Origin of the sequence: Haemophilus parainfluenzae, from assembly GCF_014931395.1 — a bacterium.
Taxonomy (GTDB): domain Bacteria; phylum Pseudomonadota; class Gammaproteobacteria; order Enterobacterales; family Pasteurellaceae; genus Haemophilus_D.
In genome coordinates this window covers 1,837,605-1,857,576 of sequence record NZ_CP063120.1, presented here as the reverse complement: position 1 = coordinate 1,857,576, position 19,972 = coordinate 1,837,605, and the positions used below count along the sequence as shown (strand labels likewise).

The following is a 19,972-nucleotide window of genomic DNA, read 5'->3' as shown; positions in this document are numbered from 1 at the left end:
GGTTCTACATAATCGATAATAGAATTAGATTTCAAAAGAAGCTAAAGAGGCACCTTTATCTAAGGCCTTTTGAATCACACGAGGTGTGCGGCCTTGACCAGTCCATGTTCTTTCTTGACCCGTTTCATCAGTATATTTGTATTTTGCAGGGCGAGGTTCACGTTTTTTACGAATTGAAGAAGGTGCAATACCAATAATTGCCGTTAATTCTTCTGCCGTGATGCCTTCTTGTTTAATTAATTCTTTATATTTTGCAATACGTGCGCGACGCTCTTGTTCCGCTTGTTCAATTTCAGCTGCTTGAGCACGTTTTTCTTCAACAGCAGCTTGTAATTTTAAAAGTGAGCTTTCGGCTTGCTCTAATGTTAAATCTCGTACAGCAGCGCGTAAACTACGAAGGTTCGTTAAACCTTTTGTTAATTCGTTCATGATGTCCTCTTTTTTATGTGTGTGAATGCTTATATTTTAGGGAAAACAATAATAACGAAAATAATATATTTGGTAAATATTAATTCGCCTAAATTAAAGAATTAATTGGTCTGATCTCATCATACTCCATATTATGGAGTGCATATTTCCTATATTATTGCAATCGTTTGCTCGTAAAACCGTATAACAATAAATTAACAATTCAATAAGTGATTTCAAATTAAAGAACAGATTTTAGGGAAAGTGTAAGATTTTATTGGTAATTTTATCCATTTTAATGTAATCTTTTCTCATCCTATACAACAGTAGAGGTGCGGTCATTATAAGTATTTTCCTGGAGTGGATAGCGTTGAAGGGAAAGGAAAGGAATGATTGCCGAAATCGAATAGGCGTCATCTTATTCGGTTGGTCACGTCTTCGAAAGGAACGTGACTGTCATAGTTTTTGTATACTAACTATGGAGTGCTACGGTTAGGTATGATCATACTGTGTCTGTTCTTGCCGTTGTCTCCATTAAATTATTAGGAATAACTTAATGGAACTAGTCGATTATTCTTCATCTATTTATTCAATTATACCCGCATTACTTGCGATTATTTTAGCGATTGCAACTCGTCGGGTTTTGGTGTCTCTCAGTGCAGGGATTATTGTCGGTGCATTAATGTTGGTTGATTTCAACCCATTGAATGCGCTTGTTTATTTAAAAGATAATGTTGTTGCATTAGTTTATAGTAGCGAAGAAGGCATGAATTCAAATATGAATATTGTGTTTTTCTTAGTATTACTAGGGGTATTAACTTCGCTTTTAACCGTTTCTGGTAGTAATCGCGCTTTTGCTGAATGGGCGCAAAGCAAAATTAAAGACCGTCGTGGTGCAAAATTATTAGCAGCATCTTTAGTGTTTGTGACATTTATCGATGATTACTTCCACAGTCTTGCAGTAGGTGCGATTGCTCGTCCGGTCACCGATCGTTTTAAAGTTTCTCGCGCAAAATTAGCGTACATTCTTGATTCTACTGCTGCACCAATGTGTGTCATGATGCCAGTATCAAGCTGGGGGGCATATATTATTACTCTCGTAGCTGGTTTATTGGCGACGTATTCTATTACGTCTTATACTCCAATGGGGGCATTCGTAGCCATGAGTTCAATGAACTACTATGCGATCTTCTCATTATTGATGGTATTCTTTGTTGCCTATTTTTCATTTGATATTGCCTCAATGGCAAATCATGAAAAATTAGTAATGGAAAGTGGCTACGAAGAAGAAATAATTGAAGGAGTAAAAGGAAAAGTTCGTAATTTGATTTTTCCGATTGTCATTTTGATTGTTGTGACTGTGTCTATGATGATTCATACGGGGAGTGAAGCCTTAGCAGCAGATGGAAAACCATTTAGCCTCTTAGGTGCGTTTGAAAATACAACCGTAGGTATTTCGCTTGTTGTAGGTGGTTCAAGTGCGGTTGCGATGTCAACATTATTGATTATTCTTGAGCGTCAAGTTTCTTTGCCTGAATATGGAAAAGCATGGATTGCTGGCATTAAATCGATGTTAGGTGCAATTGCTATTCTGTTCTTTGCGTGGACAATCAATAAAGTGGTTGGGGATGCACAAACCGGTAAATACTTATCCTCTTTAGTGAGTGGCAGTATTCCAGTTCAATTTTTACCTGTAATTTTATTTATCCTTGGTTCAGCAATGGCATTCTCAACGGGGACAAGCTGGGGGACATTTGGTATTATGTTACCAATCGCTGCAGCAATGGCGACCAACTCTGCTCCAGAGTTATTACTTCCTTGTCTGTCTGCAGTTATGGCTGGCGCGGTATGTGGCGACCACTGTTCACCGGTTTCGGATACAACGATTCTGTCATCAACTGGGGCAAAATGTAACCACATGGATCACGTCACCACACAATTACCTTATGCAGCAACTGTTGCGACAGCAAGTGCGGTAGGCTACATTGTGGTAGGCTTTACAGAATCAGGTTTAGCTGGATTTGTAACAACAGCAGTTGTTTTAGTGGCTTTAGTGTTTATCGTGAAAAAACGTTGATTATAAACGTGAAAAAGAAAGGGCGTACTGTGTAGTACGCCCTTTTTGTATTTATTGTGAAATTTAGAGCAATGGACTAAACAAGAAAAATAACCGCTCGATGATTCGATGATAGAAAGGACGATTTATCCATTCTTGCATATCGAGTGCGGAAGAATTTGCTAAATAATTTTCATGGAGTGTGGCCACTTCATTGGCAAAATTACGATCTTCTACGGCAACGGTGATTTCAAAGTTAAGCAGAAAACTTCGTAAATCCATATTTACCGTACCAACGAGTGCAAGCTTGTTATCGATTAACACACTTTTAGTATGTAGAAGTCCTGCTTCAAAATCATAAATTTTGACACCTGCTTCGAGCAAATCATCAAAGAACGTTCGACTCGCCCAACGAACCATCAAGGAATCATTGTTTTTAGGTAAAATGATCGTGATATCAACGCCACGGAATGCGGCAATACGTAATGCTTCAGCAATATTGTGACTTGGCACAAAGTAAGGTGATGTGATCACAATGCTTTCTCTTGCCGCATAAATAACCGTTGCAAGAGATTGCGCAATTAAATCATCCGGAAATGCGGGGCCACTCGCAATAACTTGTACAGAATGGGTGTCATTATCGTCAATTTCAACAAAGGGACAATTTGGTAATAACAGGGGTAATTCTTCTGTCGTTTCAATTTCCCAATCCCAAGCATGTAAGCTGTTTAAAATTGGTGAAACAGGGCCGTTGATTCTCACCATTACGTCGATCCAATTGCCTACGTTGCTATCTTGTTTGAAGAAATTTGGGTCCACCATATTCATACTGCCTGTATAGGCAATTTGATTATCAATGATGATGATTTTACGATGTTGGCGTAAATCAATTCGGCTGAAGAACATCCGGAATAAATTTACATGAAGCGCCTCAGTAATTTCAATGCCTTTCGCTCGCATTTCTTTACAAATCGGGCTTCTCAAAAAAGCATGACTGCCAACGGAATCGAGTAAAAGGCAAACTTTAACCCCACATTGTACGGCTTCTTCTAAGGCTTGTCTCACCTCATCAATTAATCCATCATTACTCCAAATATAAAACACCATATTAATGGAATGACGCGCTTGTTGAATATCACGAATGATACTTCGAATGATGCTTTCTGGTGTATCAAGAATATGTAATTCATTACCTCGAATGTTTGGAATACCTAAGCGTTGGTGGACTAATTTAAATAAGGCATGATAACGAGGATCTTGGGAATGCATGACCAGATCTTTTTGTTCTGAAAGTTGCTGAAGCCATTGCGTATATTTAGGTTTTAATAATTGAAAGGCTTTGGCTCGGCGAGTACCGAGTTTAACTTCACCAAAAATCAAATAGGCAATGACGCCAATCAGCGGCACGAGATAAATAATCATCAGCCATGACAGCGTAGCGGAGACCGCTTGTTTTTTGACGAGTAAACGCAAGGTGATAGAAATAACCGCCATCCAAATTAACACGGGAATAACATAAACCAGTATAATATGTTCAAAATTCATTAATTTTTGACCGCACTTATGAAACTAGACATTATTTATCAGACTGATGATTTTATCATTATTTACAAGCCTTGTGGGCTAAGTGTGCATAAAGATCAAAGTGAAATTGGTTTAACCACTTTGCTTGCTGAGCAGTTTGGCGTGCCACAAGTCTGGCTTGTACATCGGTTAGATAAAGTGACATCTGGTTTACTCATTTTGGCATTGAATGCTGAAACTGCGGCTGAATTTTTCCGACTTTTTTCTGAACATCATATCCAAAAGACTTATCTTGCACTCAGCAATCAAAAGCCAAAAAAGAAGCAAGGATTGATTGTCGGGGATATGCAAAAGACCAGAAACGGAGCCTGGAAACTCTGCCAATCGAAAGAAAATCCCGCGATTACGCGTTTTGAAAGTGTAAGTTGTGAGCCTAATTTACGATTATTTTTTTTAAAGCCGCAAACGGGCAAAACTCATCAATTGCGTGTAGCGATGAAAAGCTTAGGTAGCCCCATTTTAGGCGATGCGCTTTATGGTAAAAACACTGAAAAAATTGACCGCACTTATTTACATGCCGCAAGATTGCAATTTGAATTTAAAGGTCAGGCATTTGATGTGTTTACCCCTCCGAAAGAAGGAGAGTTGTGGCATCGTGATGCTGTTCAATCTCAGATTCAAAAATTTGGCTCAGCAAATGCTGAGCCAAAGATATAAACGTGATTGATTATTTCGCTAATCCGATACCTGTATAGCCACGTTCACGCATGGTTGCTTCTTTTGATTTACGAATTAAGGTTTCAATTGTCATGCCTTGAACGAGAATTGAGAAGGCCACTACCGCATACGTCATACCTAAAATAAGATCGCGAACATCCATTTCTAATCCTTCAATATAAAATTGACCACTTGGAATAGAAAGCGCCATAGCGAGCGCTAATCCGCCTCGTAATGCGCCCCAAGTGAGAACTTTCATGGTGTAAGGGTTGTATTTACGGTAGCGTTTCATGACTTGGAATGGTAGCCAAACACTTGCATAGCGACAGATTAAGCACACTGGAATAGCAAGGAAAATTAAGATTAACCCTTGCCAAGACACATGAATCAATAAAATCGCTAAACCGATCAAGATGAAGAGTAAGGAGTTAAGGAAGTGATCGATCATTTCCCAAAAGTGATCTAAATAGCGTTGGCTTTGTTGAGAAAAGCCTGTGTATCTTGTCCAGTTACCAATTAAAATCCCCGCGACAACCATTGCTAATGCACCTGAGACATGTAAGAGATTAGCAAGCATAAAGCCCGCAGTAGGTACGATTAAGGTCAAAAGAATTTCTAACGAACCATCATCGGTGGCTGAAATCAGATAATGGGCGAAGAGACCTAAAACCAATCCAAATGCAATCCCACCTAAAGCTTCTTTAAAAAATAAATGGAGAATACCGCTTGCTGTCGGTTCATGCCCGCCAAATGCGACAGCAAAAACCGTAGTAAAAATTACCAAGCCAATTCCATCATTAAAAAGTGATTCGCCTTCCACTTGCATAGATAAGCGTTTTGGTGCTTTTAAGTTTTTGATAATGGCAAGTACGGCAATCGGGTCATCAGGCGATATGAGTGCACCAAATAAGATGCAGTAAATTAAATCAATATGCCAACCGAAAAGTAAAGCTACGCCATAAAGTAGAAAACCAATAAAAAAGGTGGAGGCAAGCGTTGAGAACAGAGCGAAAGTGGTAATTTCCCATTTTTGATTGTTTAAGACTGGAAGTTTAATGCCCAAGGCGCCGGCAAAGAGCAAAAAGCCTAAAATCCCGTTCAATAAGAAATCTTTAAAATCAATGCGTTCGATGACGCGTGTTGCAATGTCATCCAAATTAAACCAGCCGAAATATCCCAATAACACTAGGAAAAGTGAGCCTGCCATGGAGGTGGCAGTGATGGCAATGGTATATTGGATATTATCGTTCAGTTTACGCGTGATAAAACTGATAAGAATGGCTATTGTGGTGAGAAAACACAAGTAAGTATAAATATTCATAAAATGATCCGAGTAAAGTAATAAAAGCGCCGCCAGTATAAGCAAGTTAGTTTTATTTATAAAGTGCGTTTTTAGGAAAAATTTTAATGAGAACGAAGGGTAAAATTCATTTGATTGCAACTGAAGCGTAATCACATTAATAGGCGTAACTTCTTCCATTACAGAGGAAAAGTGCGGTTAAGATTTCAATTATTTTGTATAATAGATCCAATTTTTCACATTAGGAACAAAAATGAAATTTATCTCTTTTAATATTAATGGGTTACGTGCCCGTCCTCATCAACTTGAAGCAATTATTGAAAAATACCAACCGGATGTGATTGGTTTACAAGAAATCAAAGTGGCGGATGAGGACTTTCCTTATGCGATTACTGAAAATCTGGGTTATCACGTTTTTCATCACGGGCAAAAAGGCCACTATGGTGTAGCCCTATTAACTAAACAAGAACCAAAAGCGGTACGTCGTGGTTTTCCAACCGATAATGAAGATGCGCAAAAACGCATTATTATGGCAGATTTAGAAACCCCGTTTGGTTTGTTAACGGTAATTAATGGCTATTTCCCACAAGGGGAAAGCCGTGCTCATGAAACGAAGTTTCCGGCAAAAGAAAAATTTTATGCGGATCTTCAACGTTATTTAGAACAAGATCACGATAAAGCCAATCCGGTTTTAATTATGGGCGATATGAATATCAGTCCAAGTGATTTGGATATTGGTATCGGCGATGAAAATCGCAAACGTTGGTTGCGTACTGGTAAATGTTCATTCTTACCCGAAGAGCGTGAATGGTATCAACGCTTATACGATTATGGATTGGAAGATACGTTCCGCAAATTAAATCCAACAGTCAATGACAAGTTCTCGTGGTTTGATTATCGCTCAAAAGGTTTCGATGATAACCGTGGATTACGTATCGATCATATTTTAGTGAATCATCAATTAGCAGAGCGTTGCGTGGACGTCGGCATTGCATTGGATATTCGTGCGATGGAAAAACCGTCAGATCACGCACCAATCTGGGCAGAGTTTAAATAGGAAAGCAGCATGGATATGGCAAATTGGCAGAATTACCGTTCACAAGTGAATGGTATGCCTGCCGTGTTTACCGCAAATATTGAAGATTTAGATGTTTATCATGGTAAACATCTCAGTAAGGTTGTGCAATTTACCGTACCTTATCAGGGAGATGAGGATGGTTTACCGAATGAAGACGAATATGAAAAATTGATTAATCGTCTTTTTAAAATCCTTGCACAATTGACCGCACTTCCAAATGTTTTCTTTGCTGGGCACTTTATTTGCAACCATCAGGCAAAAATGCATTTTTATTGTGAACATGATGCTTTGCTTAAAGAAACCCTTCAACAACTCGATTTTGTCTCAGAAATCAATGTGCAGGATGATCCCAATTGGGATACCTATTTCGATTTCTTATTGGCTTCTCCATTAGAAATGAAATTAAATGCGACGGAAGAGATTTTGAGCATGCTGAACAGCAAAGGGCGTAATTTAAGTGATACTTATTTGATTGAGCATACTTTCCATTTTGATGAAGAAGAAAAAATGTTTCCCTTTATGGATGAACTAACGCTTGGAAAAGTGTCTTTTAGTACGTTGAAATATTCAAGCCAAGCCATCCAGACGGAAGAAGATGAACCGCCTTATTTCATGGTGAAATTGGAGCAAGAGCTTTCATTAGACAGTAATGAGATCTTTGAGTGGGTAGAGCGCTTTGAAAAATTAGCTATGGAGTTTTCAGGCGACTATATTGGCTGGGAATGCGATAACTTAATGGATGATCGTTCATCATTAAATTAGCCTGATAATCTATTCAATCAGTATAGATTAGATAAAAATAAAGCCCATCAACACGATGGGCTTAAATTCTTTTGGCTACAAATTTAGGATTCGTAAAAGGAGACAAACGAAAGCTAAACCAAAAGAGAAAATTGGCTCCTCCTGCGGGACTCGAACCTGCGACATATGGATTAACAGTCCACCGTTCTACCGACTGAACTAAGGAGGAATAAATTTGGTATCACAAAGAATAGGCGCGCATTTTAATGAGCGACCTGTCGCTTGTCAATACTCAAAATGAAAAAAATCATAAAAAAATTTACCGTTTTTGCTATCCACAAAGCCTGTGGATAACTTTGTGGATTGTTTTTGTTTAAAATGGTCAACCACTGGTGCAGACTGGCTTTGTCTCAAATTGTTCATCTATTAGCCATTCGTTTATATTTGTTTAAATATCAATATGTTATATAAAGTCCAGCAAAAAAAATAAAATATTTTTCAATTTTGAAGTGTTTATGACTTGACACGCCTAAGTATGTGTAAAACTTGGATTTTTATCGCTCAATTTGGAGTAATAAATGTGTTAAAATAATCACACTTCTAAAACAGTAAAAAAATTGACCGCACTTATGGCAGAGAAAATTAATACTAAGCCTTTTATCCTTCATTCCGATTTTAAACCTTCCGGTGATCAACCCCAAGCAATCGAAAAATTAATCGAAAATTTAGAGGATGGTTTGGCGCATCAAACCCTTCTCGGGGTAACGGGATCGGGTAAAACCTTTACTATTGCGAATGTTATAGCAACGTTAAACCGTCCAGCAATGTTGCTTGCCCCAAATAAAACGCTTGCCGCTCAGCTTTATGCAGAAATGAAAGCGTTTTTTCCAGAAAATGCGGTGGAATATTTCGTCTCATACTATGATTACTATCAGCCAGAAGCTTATGTGCCGAGTAGTGATACGTTTATTGAGAAAGATGCTTCAATTAATGATCAAATTGAACAGATGCGTCTTTCTGCCACGAAATCGTTCTTAGAACGTCGAGATACTATTGTAGTAGCGTCTGTATCAGCGATTTATGGTTTGGGCGACCCAGATAGCTATCTGCAGATGATGTTGCATTTACAGCAAGGTGCCATTATCGATCAGCGTCAGATTTTAGCGAAGTTAGCAGAATTACAATATACAAGAAACGATCAAGCCTTTCAGCGTGGTACATTCCGTGTGCGCGGTGAAGTGATTGATATTTTCCCTGCTGAATCTGACGATCGAGCGGTACGAATTGAATTATTTGATGATGAAATTGAACGCCTAAGCTTATTTGATCCTTTAACTGGAACAAGTTTTGGCGCTGTTCCGCGTTTTACGGTGTATCCGAAAACCCACTATGTGACGCCAAGAGAGCGTATTTTAGATGCTATTGAAAAAATCAAAGCGGAACTTGTACAACGCCGTGAATATTTCATCAAGGAACATAAATTACTGGAAGAGCAGCGTATTACCCAACGCACGCAATTTGACATTGAGATGATGAATGAGCTCGGCTATTGCTCGGGAATCGAAAACTATTCACGATATCTTTCAGGCCGAAATGAGGGCGAACCGCCTCCGACATTATTTGATTATATGCCGTCTGATGCGATTTTGATTATTGATGAATCACACGTGACTGTGCCGCAAATTGGTGGTATGTATCGTGGAGACCGCTCACGTAAAGAAACTTTGGTAGAATATGGTTTCCGTTTGCCTTCTGCATTGGATAATCGTCCATTACGCTTTGAAGAGTTTGAACGTTTAGCGCCGCAGACGATTTACGTTTCTGCAACACCTGGCCCTTATGAGTTAGAAAAATCAGGCAGTGAAATAGTTGATCAGGTTGTGCGTCCAACAGGCTTACTTGATCCGCAAATTGAAATTCGTCCAGTGTCCATTCAAGTGGATGATTTGCTCTCCGAAGCGCGTCAAAGAGCGGATAAAAATGAGCGTGTTTTAGTGACGACGCTAACGAAGAAAATGGCAGAAGATTTAACGGATTATTTAGACGAACACGGCATTCGTGTACGTTATCTGCATTCAGATATTGATACGGTTGAGCGTGTAGAGATTATTCGTGATTTACGTTTAGGTGAATTTGATGTATTGGTTGGTATCAACTTGTTACGTGAGGGCTTGGATATTCCAGAAGTTTCTCTTGTGGCGATTTTAGATGCCGATAAAGAAGGTTTCTTGCGTTCTGAGCGTTCCTTAATTCAAACCATCGGTCGTGCAGCTAGAAACTTGAATGGTAAAGCGATTTTGTATGCTGATAGCATCACTAAATCTATGGAAAAAGCCATTACCGAAACGAATCGCCGCCGTGCAAAACAAATGAAATACAATGAAGAAAAGGGCATTGTTCCACAGGCATTGAATAAGAAAGTGGGTGAGTTATTAGATATTGGTCAAGGTGCAAATCAAAAAGCCAAATCGAAACAACGTGGAAAAACGGCGGCTGAACCGACCGCACTTTATAATGCGCCTAAATCAGCTAAAGAATTCCAACAACAAATTAAGAAATTGGAACAACAAATGTATAAATTTGCTCAAGATCTCGAATTTGAAAAAGCGGCCGCAGTACGCGATCAGCTTCATCAATTAAGAGAGCAGTTTATGGTATCAGAATAATGCTGCTCTATGTATTTTTATGGCGTTTAAGATGGATAAGTAGCCGTAATTATACTTAATATAGTAAAAGTATAGAAATTTTAGTAATTTTACTAATTAAAAATTAATAAAATCAAATAATTGTTAATTTTCATGATTAAATATTAAGATAAATTTTCTCTTATTTAAGGAAGATTTAATATTAATAGATATTAATGGTTAGAAAAAAGAGTTGATTTTACTATCAATAAAATCAACTCTTCTTTTTTACTATAGTTAGCTAATATTCTTTATTGGAAATATAACGATAACTATGCTTCGATTGGAGATCTCCAGTCATCAGAACCTGATGTGCCCGCAATGCCGTGTTCCCAATTAATTTTACGATAAGCAAGAGAAAGCTCTAATAACTGAGTGAATTCTCTTTTATCTGGGTCCTGGCAATGTGGCATCACTAAGTCAATAGACACAATAGTTGCATCTTCTAATGTTGTTGTAAAGTAATGTTCTTGTTTACCTTCAACAGAAGTACGGTACCATTTTAACTCAACTTTAGGAAGCATTTCACCAGATGCTAGCGCATTATAAAGTAATGGAACAGCTTTATTGAGGGCAACAGTTAATTTTAGTGGTTGGTGAGCACGTTGACCGGATGGTTGGCCTGATTGAGGATCGGTAGGAACTTTAACAATATGCTTAACTTCCTGAACTAACATTTGATCTTCATGACCTTGAACATAAATATTACCGACTGAATCAGCAGTAAATGCGCCAGCTGTAATATTGCCTTGAGTTTTACCTGTAATAGATACATAACATGGAGTTGGCATAATAGTCCTCTGTTGTTTCTTCTGTGATAATTTTTCGTTAAGAAGATCTAATTGACATCTTCCTAAGAATCCAAGTAATTCTAGATTCAATCAAATCTCCTTCTACAAGTATCTAGTAATTTGGCAGAAAAAACAATAATTTTTTTATTTTAAGATAAAGAAATTTATGTTAACTTAAGATAGACAATATGTTTGTCTTTACTAGAAATTTTAAGGTAGGTTTAATTATGTCTAAGACTAAAGATGGCTCAGTTGCACCTAAAGAGCGAATTAATATTAAATATGTTCCTGCAACAGAAGGACAGACCGCAGAGGTTGAACTTCCATTAAATTTGCTTGTTGTTGGTGATATGAAAGGAAGAGCTGATGATTCTTCAATAGAAGAGCGTTCAATGGTCTCTATTAATAAAAATAATTTCTCCTCAGTTATGGGCGAAATGGATATTAAGTTAAATATTAATGTTCCAAATAAATTGTCAGGTAAAGATAATGATGAATTAAATGTTGATTTATCGTTTGGTTCTCTTAATGATTTTTCTCCCGATAGTATTGTTAATAAAGTTCCGGAATTAAAAAAACTTTTAGAGCTTAGAGAGGCACTAACGGCGGTTAAAGGCCCTCTTGGTAATGTTCCAGCATTCCGAGCACGATTGACTGAATTATTAGAAAATGATGAATCAAGAGAGAAGCTATTAGAAGAGCTTAATTTAGTAAGTCCTAAAAAATAATAGATATACTTACTAGAGAAAAAAGGAATAAATCATGACAAAAACAGTAGAACAAGTAATTACAGAATCATCTTCTCAAGAGCAATCATCTTTGTTAGATGAAATTATGTCTCATACGCGTATAGCCTCCGATAGTGAAGGGTATGATGTAGCAAAGCAAGGTGTTGCTGCATTTATCTCAAATATATTATCAACAGATAGTCAAGAAGAACCAATTAATAAACTATTAATTGATAGAATGATTGCTGAGATTGATAGAAAATTAAGTATTCAAGTAGATGAGATTTTACATAATAGTGAATTTCAACAATTAGAATCCTCTTGGAGATCGTTGAAATTACTTGTAGATAAAACAGATTTCCGTGAAAACATTAAAATTAATATTTTGCATGCAACTAAAGATGAATTACTTGATGATTTTGAGTTTGCACCTGAAATTGTTCAATCTGGTTTCTATAAGCATGTTTATTCATCAGGATATGGTCAATTTGGTGGTGAGCCAATAGGGGCCGTGATTGGTAATTATGAATTCACATCTAGAGCGCCAGACATGAAATTACTTCAGTATGTTAGTGCTGTTGGAGCAATGTCTCATGCGCCTTTCCTCTCCTCTGTTGCTCCACAATTCTTTGGAATATCTGATTATACTGAACTACCAGCAATTAAAGACCTTAAATCAGTATTTGAAAGCCCTGTTTACACAAAATGGAGAGCTTTACGTGAATCAGAAGATTCTCGTTGTTTAGGTTTAACTGCTTCACGTTTCTTGGTTCGATTACCATATTCTGTTATGGATAACCCAGTTAAGAGTTTTGGTTATGAAGAAAATGTAAGCGAAAAGCACTCGCATTACTTATGGGGGAATAGTGCATTTTTACTCGCTTCTTGTTTAACAGATAGTTTTGCTAAATATCGTTGGTGCGCTAATATTATTGGACCTCAAAGTGGTGGGGCTGTATATGATTTACCTGTGCATTTATATGAATCTATGGGACAAACAGTCGCAAAAATTCCTACAGAGGTGCTAATTACTGACCGTCGAGAATTTGAGTTGGCTGAAGAAGGATTTATTGCTTTAACAATGAGAAAAGGTAGTGATAATGCTGCATTCTTTTCCGCTAATTCAGTTCAAAAACCTAAAGTATTTCCTAATACGAAAGAGGGCAAAATTGCTGAAACTAATTATAAATTAGGTACTCAGTTACCTTACACGTTTATGATTACTCGAATTGCACATTATATAAAGACTTTACAAAGAGAACAAATTGGTTCTTGGAAAGAGCGTGGTGATTTAGAGAAAGAATTAAACACCTGGTTGAAACAGTATGTAGCTGATCAAGAAAATCCTCCTGCAGATGTTCGTAGTCGTAGACCTTTCCGTAGTGCTTCGATTACTGTTTCTGATGTAGAAGGTGATCCAGGTTGGTTCTTATCTTCAATTAAAGTTAGACCTCATTTTAAATATATGGGTTCTAATTTTGAATTATCACTTGTCGGTCGTTTAGACAAGGAGTAAATTAAAATATGGCAGCATTATTAAACTGGGATAGAGATGGCGCTGCTAGTCTATTTGAACGGATTCAGGGAAATGGAGTTTCGTATAAACACTCCTCTTTGAAAGAGCTAGTTCAATCAATTAAATATAATCTTTTATGTATATTAAATACTCATCCAGGAGCATCTCAGAGTGCTCCTGAGTTGGGTATCGCTGATTTAAATGATGCGACAATTGATACAGTAGATATATCTATAAGGGTAAAATCAATTATAGAAAGATGTATTCTTGATTTTGAACCAAGAATTGTAAATGTAGATGTTCAACCAATGATTAATGAAGATGAACCTTTACGTTTACGTTTTCGAATTAAAGCAATTTTGTCTATTGAATATATTGGACATCCTATAGTGTTTAATTTGCACTTAGATAATGATCGACATTATTATCTAGATTTGGCTGATTTGTAGTTTATATGAGTTTAGAAAAATATTTTAGAGATGAGCTGGATTATTTAAGGGAATTAGGAAAACAAATTTCCATTGAAAAACCGCATATCTCTAACTTTTTATCAGAAAAAAGTTCTGATCCAGACGTAGAACGTTTACTAGAAGGTTTTGCTTTTTTAACAGGAACTTTAAAGGCCAAAATAGAAGATGAGTTTCCTGAATTTACTCATAGTATGATTGATATGCTGTGGCCAGATTATTTGCGCCCAACTCCCAGCATGACAATTATTGAGTTTAATCCTAATGAAGATGTTGCAAAGTCGCAAGAGTTAATTTCTAAAGGGATGTATTTGTTTAGTAAACCAATAGAAACTTCTTATGTGGATGAGCATAGCAATATAATTGATGAAGGTGCTCTTCAATGCACATTTCAAACTTGCAGAGATTTATGGCTTAATCCATTTTCTATTTCAGATATTGAGTTATTTAATACTGATAATAAATCGGTGATTTCCATTGATTTTAGATTAGATCATGAATTATCTGTTAATGAATTAGATTTAAATAAATTACAATTTTTCTTAGGTGCAGATAACTATACGAATCAACAATTATATTTGTGGTTAAATAATTATTTGGATGGGGTTGAACTTGTTGTTGGTGATAAATCTTATCAGCTTCCAACTGTAGGTTTTTCACCGGTAGGATTTAAGCAAGAAGAATCGGTTTTGCCATATTCCCCTAATTCAAGTTTAGCATATAGGGTACTTTATGAATATTTTTGCTATCCAGATAGTTTTTCTTTTTTAGATATTGTAGGTTTTAATAAGTTATCTTCTGACCAGCTATGTAATGAATTCAGTTTACGTTTTTCTTTTTCACGTCCTCTTCCATCTGATATAAAGGTTCGAAAATCAGCGTTACGTTTACATTGTGTTCCAGCTATAAATTTATTTGAACATGATAGCGAAAATATAGTGTTGGATGGCTCTAAATCCGAATATTTAATTAAAGGCAGTCATCAGCATCCAGAATGGTATGAGACCTTTGCAATTAATAAGGTTGCTAGTTTTGTTCAAAATCAATCAAATAAAAGAGGAAAAATTAATAGCAATGAAAGGATTTATGTTCCTTTTGAGAGTTTTCAACATCAATTTGAATATCATAAAGGGCGTACTGTTCTTTATTATAAAACTAAGACAAAGACATCATTATTTTCTCCAGGATTTGATTATTACATATCATTTGTAAGAGGAGATGAAGAGTTAATTCTTGATACTAACGAATGTGTATCTATTAATATGGTGTGTACAAATCGTGATTTACCAACTTCTTTAAAGGTAGGTGATATTTGTATTGGGGGAAGATATGCTCCGTCTTCATTTACCTTTAGTAATATTACTCGACCCTCTTTACCATTACATCCTATTATGGATGGGACACTTACGTGGAAACTTATTTCTAGTTCTTCATTAAATTATTTATCTATATTAAATATTGATACGTTAAGAGAAATTCTAAAAACTTATGATTTACCAGCTTGGCATAGCCATAGACATTCTCGTATATCACAAAAAAAGCTAGATGCAATAAAATCTATTGAAACCAGACCCTTAGATCGATTATTTAAAGGTGTTTCCATCAGAGGGTTACAGTCAACTTTATATGTTAGCCAATCTGGTTTTGAATCTGAGGGAGAATTATTTTTATTAGGAAGTGTTCTTTCTAACTTTTTCTCTCTTTATTCAAGTGTTAATTCATTCCATAAATTAAAAATTGTTAATATTGAAACACAGGAGGTTTTTGAATGGCCTATTCAGCTAGGACAGAAAAGCCTAATGTAGAGATGGATGAATTAAATAAAATAGTATTACGTAAATATAATTTTTTTCAATTGGTAGAAATATTACATAAGCTAGAAAATGTTGATATATGTGATACATTAAATATCCAACCAGATAAAGAAATTATTCGATTTACATCGTATGCAGGACTAGGCTTTCCAACAAGAGATATTATCGATGTATCTGTTGGTGAAAAAGGAAAATATACATTAGAGGTCAGTTTTCTTGGTTTACAAGGAACTCAATCGCCTTTACCTACATATTACTTAGAAAATTTAGCTGCAGAATACTTACATAAAGAAACTAAATTAATTGATTTCATTAATTTGTTTAATCATAGGTTAATATTTTTTCTTCATCATATATGGAGAAAGTATCGTTATTATATTAATTTTAAAGATGGAGCCACAGATTCTTTTTCTAATAAATTATTTTCATTAGTTGGACTTGACCATAAACAAACTCGAGAATTTTTGGGTATTGATGCTAGCAAACTATTAGCTAATTTAGGAGCACTAGTAAACTCTAGTCGTTCAAGAGATGTTATTTGTAGACTAGTATCTCAATGTTTTGAAATTAAAGATGTTTCTTTAGATGAATGGGTTTTTAGATATGTTGATATACCACAAGATCAGCAGAATCGTCTAGGTATAATGTCTAGGATAAATGGGATTGGATTAAAGGGTAGAAGTTGTTTAGGGGAAAACTTCACATTAGGTTCAAGAATACAAGATCGTTCGGGTAAATTTGAATTACAATTAAACAACTTATCTAGGAAGCAATTTTTGTCCTTTTTACCTAATGGCTCTAATTATAAAATTTTATCTAATTTTGTCTCTTTTATCTTAAAGGATCAATTTGCTTGGGATTTAAGATTAAAAATGAAACCTAAACAGGTTACTGGTATAAAGCTAGGAGATGAAAAAAATGCAATGTTGGGCTGGATTAGTTTTTTAGGAAAACCTGAAAATAATCCAAATATAAAGCTCAGTGTAAGGGAGTGATGATGAGTAAAGAATTAGTTTTATTATTAACAATAAAGAATGTATTGGAACTTGAGAGTGGTTTTTCTAGAGAATATTGTTTTAATCAAGACGGTGGGAGCATTGGTTCTGGAGCCAATAATCATTGGGTTATTCAAGATATAAAGAAAAATATTCCTATCAATCAGGCGCACATAGAGTGGAGAGATGGTAGCTATTGTTTACAAGTAATCAATAAACCATTGCTTATTAATGGCGCGTCTTTTACACCTAAGTCTGGTTTTATTAAGCTTGCAAATGAGGATCAAATTAAATTTGGTTCACTTAAGGTGTTTACTGTCGTGGCTGAAAAATCAGCTATAACGAGTGGTAATTATTCAAAATCACTAGAGGATATCGTTACAGGAAATCAAGATCATTTAGACGATATTTTAAGGGTTAAAAAAGGGGGGCTTGATTTGAGTGTAGAAACTAAAAATATTGATGATTCTATTATTCATGACCCTTTGCGTGCATTACAGCCAGATTCAAATAAACTAATTACTTCTGTTGATGATGAGAATTTTATTCCATCAAATAAAAGAAATATTACTTCACGTGGGAGTTCAAACATGAATCAATCCTATATTGATTTACCTATGATTGAAAATGAGGAAAAAAAATTATCACCGTTTTCAGAAAATGCATATGTCACTATATCCCCCTTGATGAGAGAGATGGATACAAAAATTGAGTTAGTTGACACTCAAGAAACACATGATTTTTTACAGGAGGTAGGTAAAACATTAAAGGCTACTATAGAAGGTCTCTTGGCATTACAAAAAGAACAAAGTAGCTTATCAGATAAGCATCTTAGACCAATTGAGGATAATCCTCTTCGTTTAAATTTGGACTATGAGTCTACTATTGATGTTTTATTTGGAGACCAAAAAAGTCCTGTGCACCTCGCTGCACCTGCTGCGGTTCGGGAAAGCCTTCATAATTTGCTGATTCATAATGAGGCAAATAGAATTGCAATCATTAGTGCTTTAAAAGCAATTTTAGATGCTTTTTCGCCAGATGTTTTATTGAAACGCTTTGAAAATTATCGCCGTAGTAATGAAGTTAAGCCCTCAAATAATGCCTGGGCTTGGGATATGTATAAAAATTATTATGAAGAATTAACCTCAAAACGCCAATATGGTTTTGAGAAATTATTTTGGGAGGTTTACTCTCAAGCTTACGATAAAGCATTACGTGATAAACAAACAGAAGGAAACCAATAAATGCTATTAGTAAATCGCTTTTCACCATTAAAATGTTTAGTCCTAGGAATTGTTATTGCATCAACAACAGCCTGTGGAAATACAGGAATGGCGCTATCTAAGATGGGACAAATTATTAAAGATCCTACTATTCCAGTTGGGGGACCTTTAGATCAGCCATCAACATTAAACTTAACTTTATTAGCTGAACCAGATATTAATCGTAACGAAACTAATCAACCGTCACCAATTGAAGTCAAAGTTGTGTATTTAAGCGAGGATTCTAGATTGTTATCTGCTTATTATGAGCAACTGAGCACAGAAGATATTAAAGAGGTGCTAGGTAAAAATTATATCGATCATCAGGATTATACTTTGTTGCCCTCTCAATTTAAGGCTGTACCACCAATTAAATTAGATAAAAATAATAATTATCTAGGCGTAGTTGCATATTATGCTGATTCAGGTGAAACAGAATGGAAAAAAGTTGTTAAACTTAGTGGTGTTGGGCATAAATATAGTGTATTAGTTCATCTGAAAGATAAAGAAGTTGATGTAAGAAAAGACGAAGAGTAATTATATGCGAAATCAAAATAGAGTTCTTTGGAAGGAAGGGTTGTTTATTCAGCCGCAGCACTTTCAACAGCAACAACGTCATATTGATTATTTAATTGGAAATCAGTTAACCAAGTTTAATAATACTTATAATTTCGGTTTTCAAAAGCTAGAGTTAAATCAAGAGATGTTAAATCTTGGGAAAATTTCTTTGCTATCAGCAACGGGCGTTTTTCCAGATGGAACATACTTCGAATTACCTCATCAGGATTTGTTGCCATCAGCATTAGATGTTCAAAACTTAGATAATTTGGGTGCATATGATATTTATTTGGCGCTTCCTAATGCTAGTATGGTTTTTTCAGAAGTGAAAACTGACAATCAAACTGAGTATGACGTTGCAGCGCGATATAGTGAAAATATACAAGATATTAAAGATATTCATACATTCAATGGTAGTAATACAGATGTTTTTCTAGCACATTTATCTCCTAAATTACTTCAGGGACACGAGGATAGAAGTGCGTATACTTGTTTACATATGGCCAGAATTAAAGAAAAGTTGCCCGATGGTCGCTTGGTGTTAGATGAGAAGTTTATTCCTACATGTATGGATATTACTGCTTCAAGTGAACTTAGAGGGTTTGTTACTGAGTTGTCTAGTACATTAGAGCAGAGAGCAGAGACTTTATCATCTCGTCTTGGTTCTCCTTCTCAGCAAGGAATTGCGGATGTGGCTGAGTTTTTAATGTTGCAATTATTAAATCGAGAGTATCCATTTTATAAACATTTAAACATTCATCCTCATATTCATCCGGAGTATATGTATAGATTATTAATTCAACTGTGTGGAGAATTAATGACATTTACAGATGCCTCAAGATTAGCAAAAGATTTTCTCAGATACGATCATTTTGATCTCACTTTATGTTTTCAAAGATTATTTAAACAACTTCGAATTGCATTAAGTACAGTTTTAACACCAAAAGCAGTTTCAATCCAACTTGAATCTCATCCTTATGGTGTTAAAAGTGCGGTTATTAATGATCAAGATTTATTGTATAAAGCAGAGTTTATTCTGGCTGTATCGGCTAGGGTTCCTGAGGAAATTTTGCGTAAACAATTTATTCATCAAATTAAAATTACGACACCAGATAAAATTAGACAGTTAGTTAGTGTTCAATTGCCAGGGATTGAATTGAAACCACTCGTCTCTGCGCCAAGACAATTACCATATCACGCAGGATATACTTATTTCCATCTGGATACAGGGTGTGATGATTGGCTTGATGTACAGCGTAGTCACTCAATCGCATTTCATGTGGCAGGTGATTTCCCTGAATTAGATATGCAGTTATGGGCTATTAGAGGTTAG

General features: G+C 35.8%; 17 protein-coding genes, 1 tRNA gene and 1 riboswitch. Of the genes, 13 read left to right on the top strand and 5 right to left on the bottom strand.

All coding sequences use genetic code 11. The features are described 5' to 3' along the window. Positions 1 to 24 precede the first annotated feature (24 nt). Positions 25 to 429: an H-NS family histone-like protein gene (locus INP94_RS09290; RefSeq protein ID WP_049365820.1), complete on the bottom strand. Its 405-nt coding sequence runs from the start codon at positions 427 to 429 to the stop codon at positions 25 to 27. Positions 430 to 727: 298 nt separating this feature from the next. Continuing rightward, positions 728 to 905: riboswitch (Lysine riboswitch) on the top strand. Between the two features lie 59 nt (positions 906 to 964). On the opposite strand from INP94_RS09290, the gene INP94_RS09285 reads away from it, so the two are divergent. After that, a complete protein-coding gene (locus INP94_RS09285) occupies positions 965 to 2,485 on the top strand; it encodes a Na+/H+ antiporter NhaC family protein (RefSeq protein ID WP_197543436.1) in 1,521 nt (506 codons plus the stop codon). A 63-nt stretch (positions 2,486 to 2,548) separates the two neighbouring features. Here INP94_RS09285 and cls read toward each other — a convergent pair whose 3' ends face one another. Then, a complete protein-coding gene (gene cls / locus INP94_RS09280) occupies positions 2,549 to 4,009 on the bottom strand; it encodes a cardiolipin synthase (protein ID WP_197543435.1) in 1,461 nt (486 codons plus the stop codon). Positions 4,010 to 4,027: 18 nt separating this feature from the next. Between cls and INP94_RS09275 the strand changes: the two genes are divergently transcribed. Beyond that, positions 4,028 to 4,705 carry a TIGR01621 family pseudouridine synthase gene (locus INP94_RS09275; protein ID WP_197543434.1) on the top strand — a complete coding sequence of 226 codons (678 nt, stop codon included), beginning with the start codon at positions 4,028 to 4,030 and terminating at the stop codon, positions 4,703 to 4,705. Positions 4,706 to 4,715: 10 nt separating this feature from the next. Here INP94_RS09275 and INP94_RS09270 read toward each other — a convergent pair whose 3' ends face one another. Beyond that, positions 4,716 to 6,026: a cation:proton antiporter gene (locus tag INP94_RS09270; protein ID WP_070712647.1), complete on the bottom strand. Its 1,311-nt coding sequence runs from the start codon at positions 6,024 to 6,026 to the stop codon at positions 4,716 to 4,718. A gap of 232 nt (positions 6,027 to 6,258) precedes the next feature. Between INP94_RS09270 and xthA the strand changes: the two genes are divergently transcribed. Continuing rightward, on the top strand, positions 6,259 to 7,062 hold the full coding sequence (gene xthA / locus INP94_RS09265) for an exodeoxyribonuclease III (protein WP_049365824.1): 804 nt from the start codon (positions 6,259 to 6,261) through the stop codon (positions 7,060 to 7,062). A 9-nt stretch (positions 7,063 to 7,071) separates the two neighbouring features. Continuing rightward, positions 7,072 to 7,845 carry a TIGR01619 family protein gene (locus INP94_RS09260; RefSeq protein WP_049373387.1) on the top strand — a complete coding sequence of 258 codons (774 nt, stop codon included), beginning with the start codon at positions 7,072 to 7,074 and terminating at the stop codon, positions 7,843 to 7,845. Positions 7,846 to 7,977: 132 nt separating this feature from the next. Here INP94_RS09260 and INP94_RS09255 read toward each other — a convergent pair. Then, positions 7,978 to 8,053 (bottom strand) — tRNA-Asn (locus INP94_RS09255). A 400-nt stretch (positions 8,054 to 8,453) separates the two neighbouring features. On the opposite strand from INP94_RS09255, the gene uvrB reads away from it, so the two are divergent. Beyond that, on the top strand, positions 8,454 to 10,490 hold the full coding sequence (gene uvrB / locus INP94_RS09250; RefSeq protein WP_197543433.1) for an excinuclease ABC subunit UvrB: 2,037 nt from the start codon (positions 8,454 to 8,456) through the stop codon (positions 10,488 to 10,490). A gap of 290 nt (positions 10,491 to 10,780) precedes the next feature. Here uvrB and INP94_RS09245 read toward each other — a convergent pair whose 3' ends face one another. Continuing rightward, entirely contained in the window at positions 10,781 to 11,299 is a 519-nt protein-coding gene (locus INP94_RS09245; protein WP_197543432.1) for an Hcp family type VI secretion system effector, read from the bottom strand. A 227-nt stretch (positions 11,300 to 11,526) separates the two neighbouring features. On the opposite strand from INP94_RS09245, the gene tssB reads away from it, so the two are divergent. From tssB to tssK, 8 genes are read left to right on the top strand one after another with little or no spacing between them, the layout of a single operon-like run. Then, positions 11,527 to 12,027, top strand: coding sequence for a type VI secretion system contractile sheath small subunit (gene tssB, locus INP94_RS09240; RefSeq protein ID WP_197543431.1), 501 nt, complete (start codon positions 11,527 to 11,529; stop codon positions 12,025 to 12,027). A gap of 34 nt (positions 12,028 to 12,061) precedes the next feature. Then, a complete protein-coding gene (tssC, locus tag INP94_RS09235) occupies positions 12,062 to 13,543 on the top strand; it encodes a type VI secretion system contractile sheath large subunit (protein WP_197543430.1) in 1,482 nt (493 codons plus the stop codon). Positions 13,544 to 13,551: 8 nt separating this feature from the next. After that, entirely contained in the window at positions 13,552 to 13,992 is a 441-nt protein-coding gene (tssE, locus tag INP94_RS09230) for a type VI secretion system baseplate subunit TssE (protein ID WP_197543429.1), read from the top strand. Between the two features lie 5 nt (positions 13,993 to 13,997). After that, positions 13,998 to 15,815, top strand: coding sequence for a type VI secretion system baseplate subunit TssF (gene tssF, locus INP94_RS09225; RefSeq protein ID WP_197543428.1), 1,818 nt, complete (start codon positions 13,998 to 14,000; stop codon positions 15,813 to 15,815). Continuing rightward, positions 15,779 to 16,819, top strand: a complete 1,041-nt coding sequence (gene tssG / locus INP94_RS09220) for a type VI secretion system baseplate subunit TssG (RefSeq protein ID WP_197543427.1) — start codon at positions 15,779 to 15,781, stop codon at positions 16,817 to 16,819. The genes tssF and tssG overlap by 37 nt, the downstream gene beginning before the upstream one ends. A 2-nt stretch (positions 16,820 to 16,821) precedes the next feature. Next, entirely contained in the window at positions 16,822 to 18,063 is a 1,242-nt protein-coding gene (tagH, locus tag INP94_RS09215) for a type VI secretion system-associated FHA domain protein TagH (protein ID WP_197543426.1), read from the top strand. Next, positions 18,064 to 18,618, top strand: a complete 555-nt coding sequence (gene tssJ, locus INP94_RS09210; RefSeq protein ID WP_197543425.1) for a type VI secretion system lipoprotein TssJ — start codon at positions 18,064 to 18,066, stop codon at positions 18,616 to 18,618. Positions 18,619 to 18,622: 4 nt separating this feature from the next. Beyond that, positions 18,623 to 19,972, top strand: coding sequence for a type VI secretion system baseplate subunit TssK (tssK, locus tag INP94_RS09205; RefSeq protein WP_197543424.1), 1,350 nt, complete (start codon positions 18,623 to 18,625; stop codon positions 19,970 to 19,972).

Bases quoted from the DNA above. Each gene is read 5' to 3' on its own strand.
- INP94_RS09290 (WP_049365820.1), bottom strand. From the start codon at position 429: ATGAACGAATTAACAAAAGGTTTAACGAACCTTCGTAGTTTACGCGCT.
- INP94_RS09285 (WP_197543436.1), top strand. From the start codon at position 965: ATGGAACTAGTCGATTATTCTTCATCTATTTATTCAATTATACCCGCA.
- cls (WP_197543435.1), bottom strand. From the start codon at position 4,009: ATGAATTTTGAACATATTATACTGGTTTATGTTATTCCCGTGTTAATT.
- INP94_RS09275 (WP_197543434.1), top strand. From the start codon at position 4,028: ATGAAACTAGACATTATTTATCAGACTGATGATTTTATCATTATTTAC.
- INP94_RS09270 (WP_070712647.1), bottom strand. From the start codon at position 6,026: ATGAATATTTATACTTACTTGTGTTTTCTCACCACAATAGCCATTCTT.
- xthA (WP_049365824.1), top strand. From the start codon at position 6,259: ATGAAATTTATCTCTTTTAATATTAATGGGTTACGTGCCCGTCCTCAT.
- INP94_RS09260 (WP_049373387.1), top strand. From the start codon at position 7,072: ATGGATATGGCAAATTGGCAGAATTACCGTTCACAAGTGAATGGTATG.
- uvrB (WP_197543433.1), top strand. From the start codon at position 8,454: ATGGCAGAGAAAATTAATACTAAGCCTTTTATCCTTCATTCCGATTTT.
- INP94_RS09245 (WP_197543432.1), bottom strand. From the start codon at position 11,299: ATGCCAACTCCATGTTATGTATCTATTACAGGTAAAACTCAAGGCAAT.
- tssB (WP_197543431.1), top strand. From the start codon at position 11,527: ATGTCTAAGACTAAAGATGGCTCAGTTGCACCTAAAGAGCGAATTAAT.
- tssC (WP_197543430.1), top strand. From the start codon at position 12,062: ATGACAAAAACAGTAGAACAAGTAATTACAGAATCATCTTCTCAAGAG.
- tssE (WP_197543429.1), top strand. From the start codon at position 13,552: ATGGCAGCATTATTAAACTGGGATAGAGATGGCGCTGCTAGTCTATTT.
- tssF (WP_197543428.1), top strand. From the start codon at position 13,998: ATGAGTTTAGAAAAATATTTTAGAGATGAGCTGGATTATTTAAGGGAA.
- tssG (WP_197543427.1), top strand. From the start codon at position 15,779: ATGGCCTATTCAGCTAGGACAGAAAAGCCTAATGTAGAGATGGATGAA.
- tagH (WP_197543426.1), top strand. From the start codon at position 16,822: ATGAGTAAAGAATTAGTTTTATTATTAACAATAAAGAATGTATTGGAA.
- tssJ (WP_197543425.1), top strand. From the start codon at position 18,064: ATGCTATTAGTAAATCGCTTTTCACCATTAAAATGTTTAGTCCTAGGA.
- tssK (WP_197543424.1), top strand. From the start codon at position 18,623: ATGCGAAATCAAAATAGAGTTCTTTGGAAGGAAGGGTTGTTTATTCAG.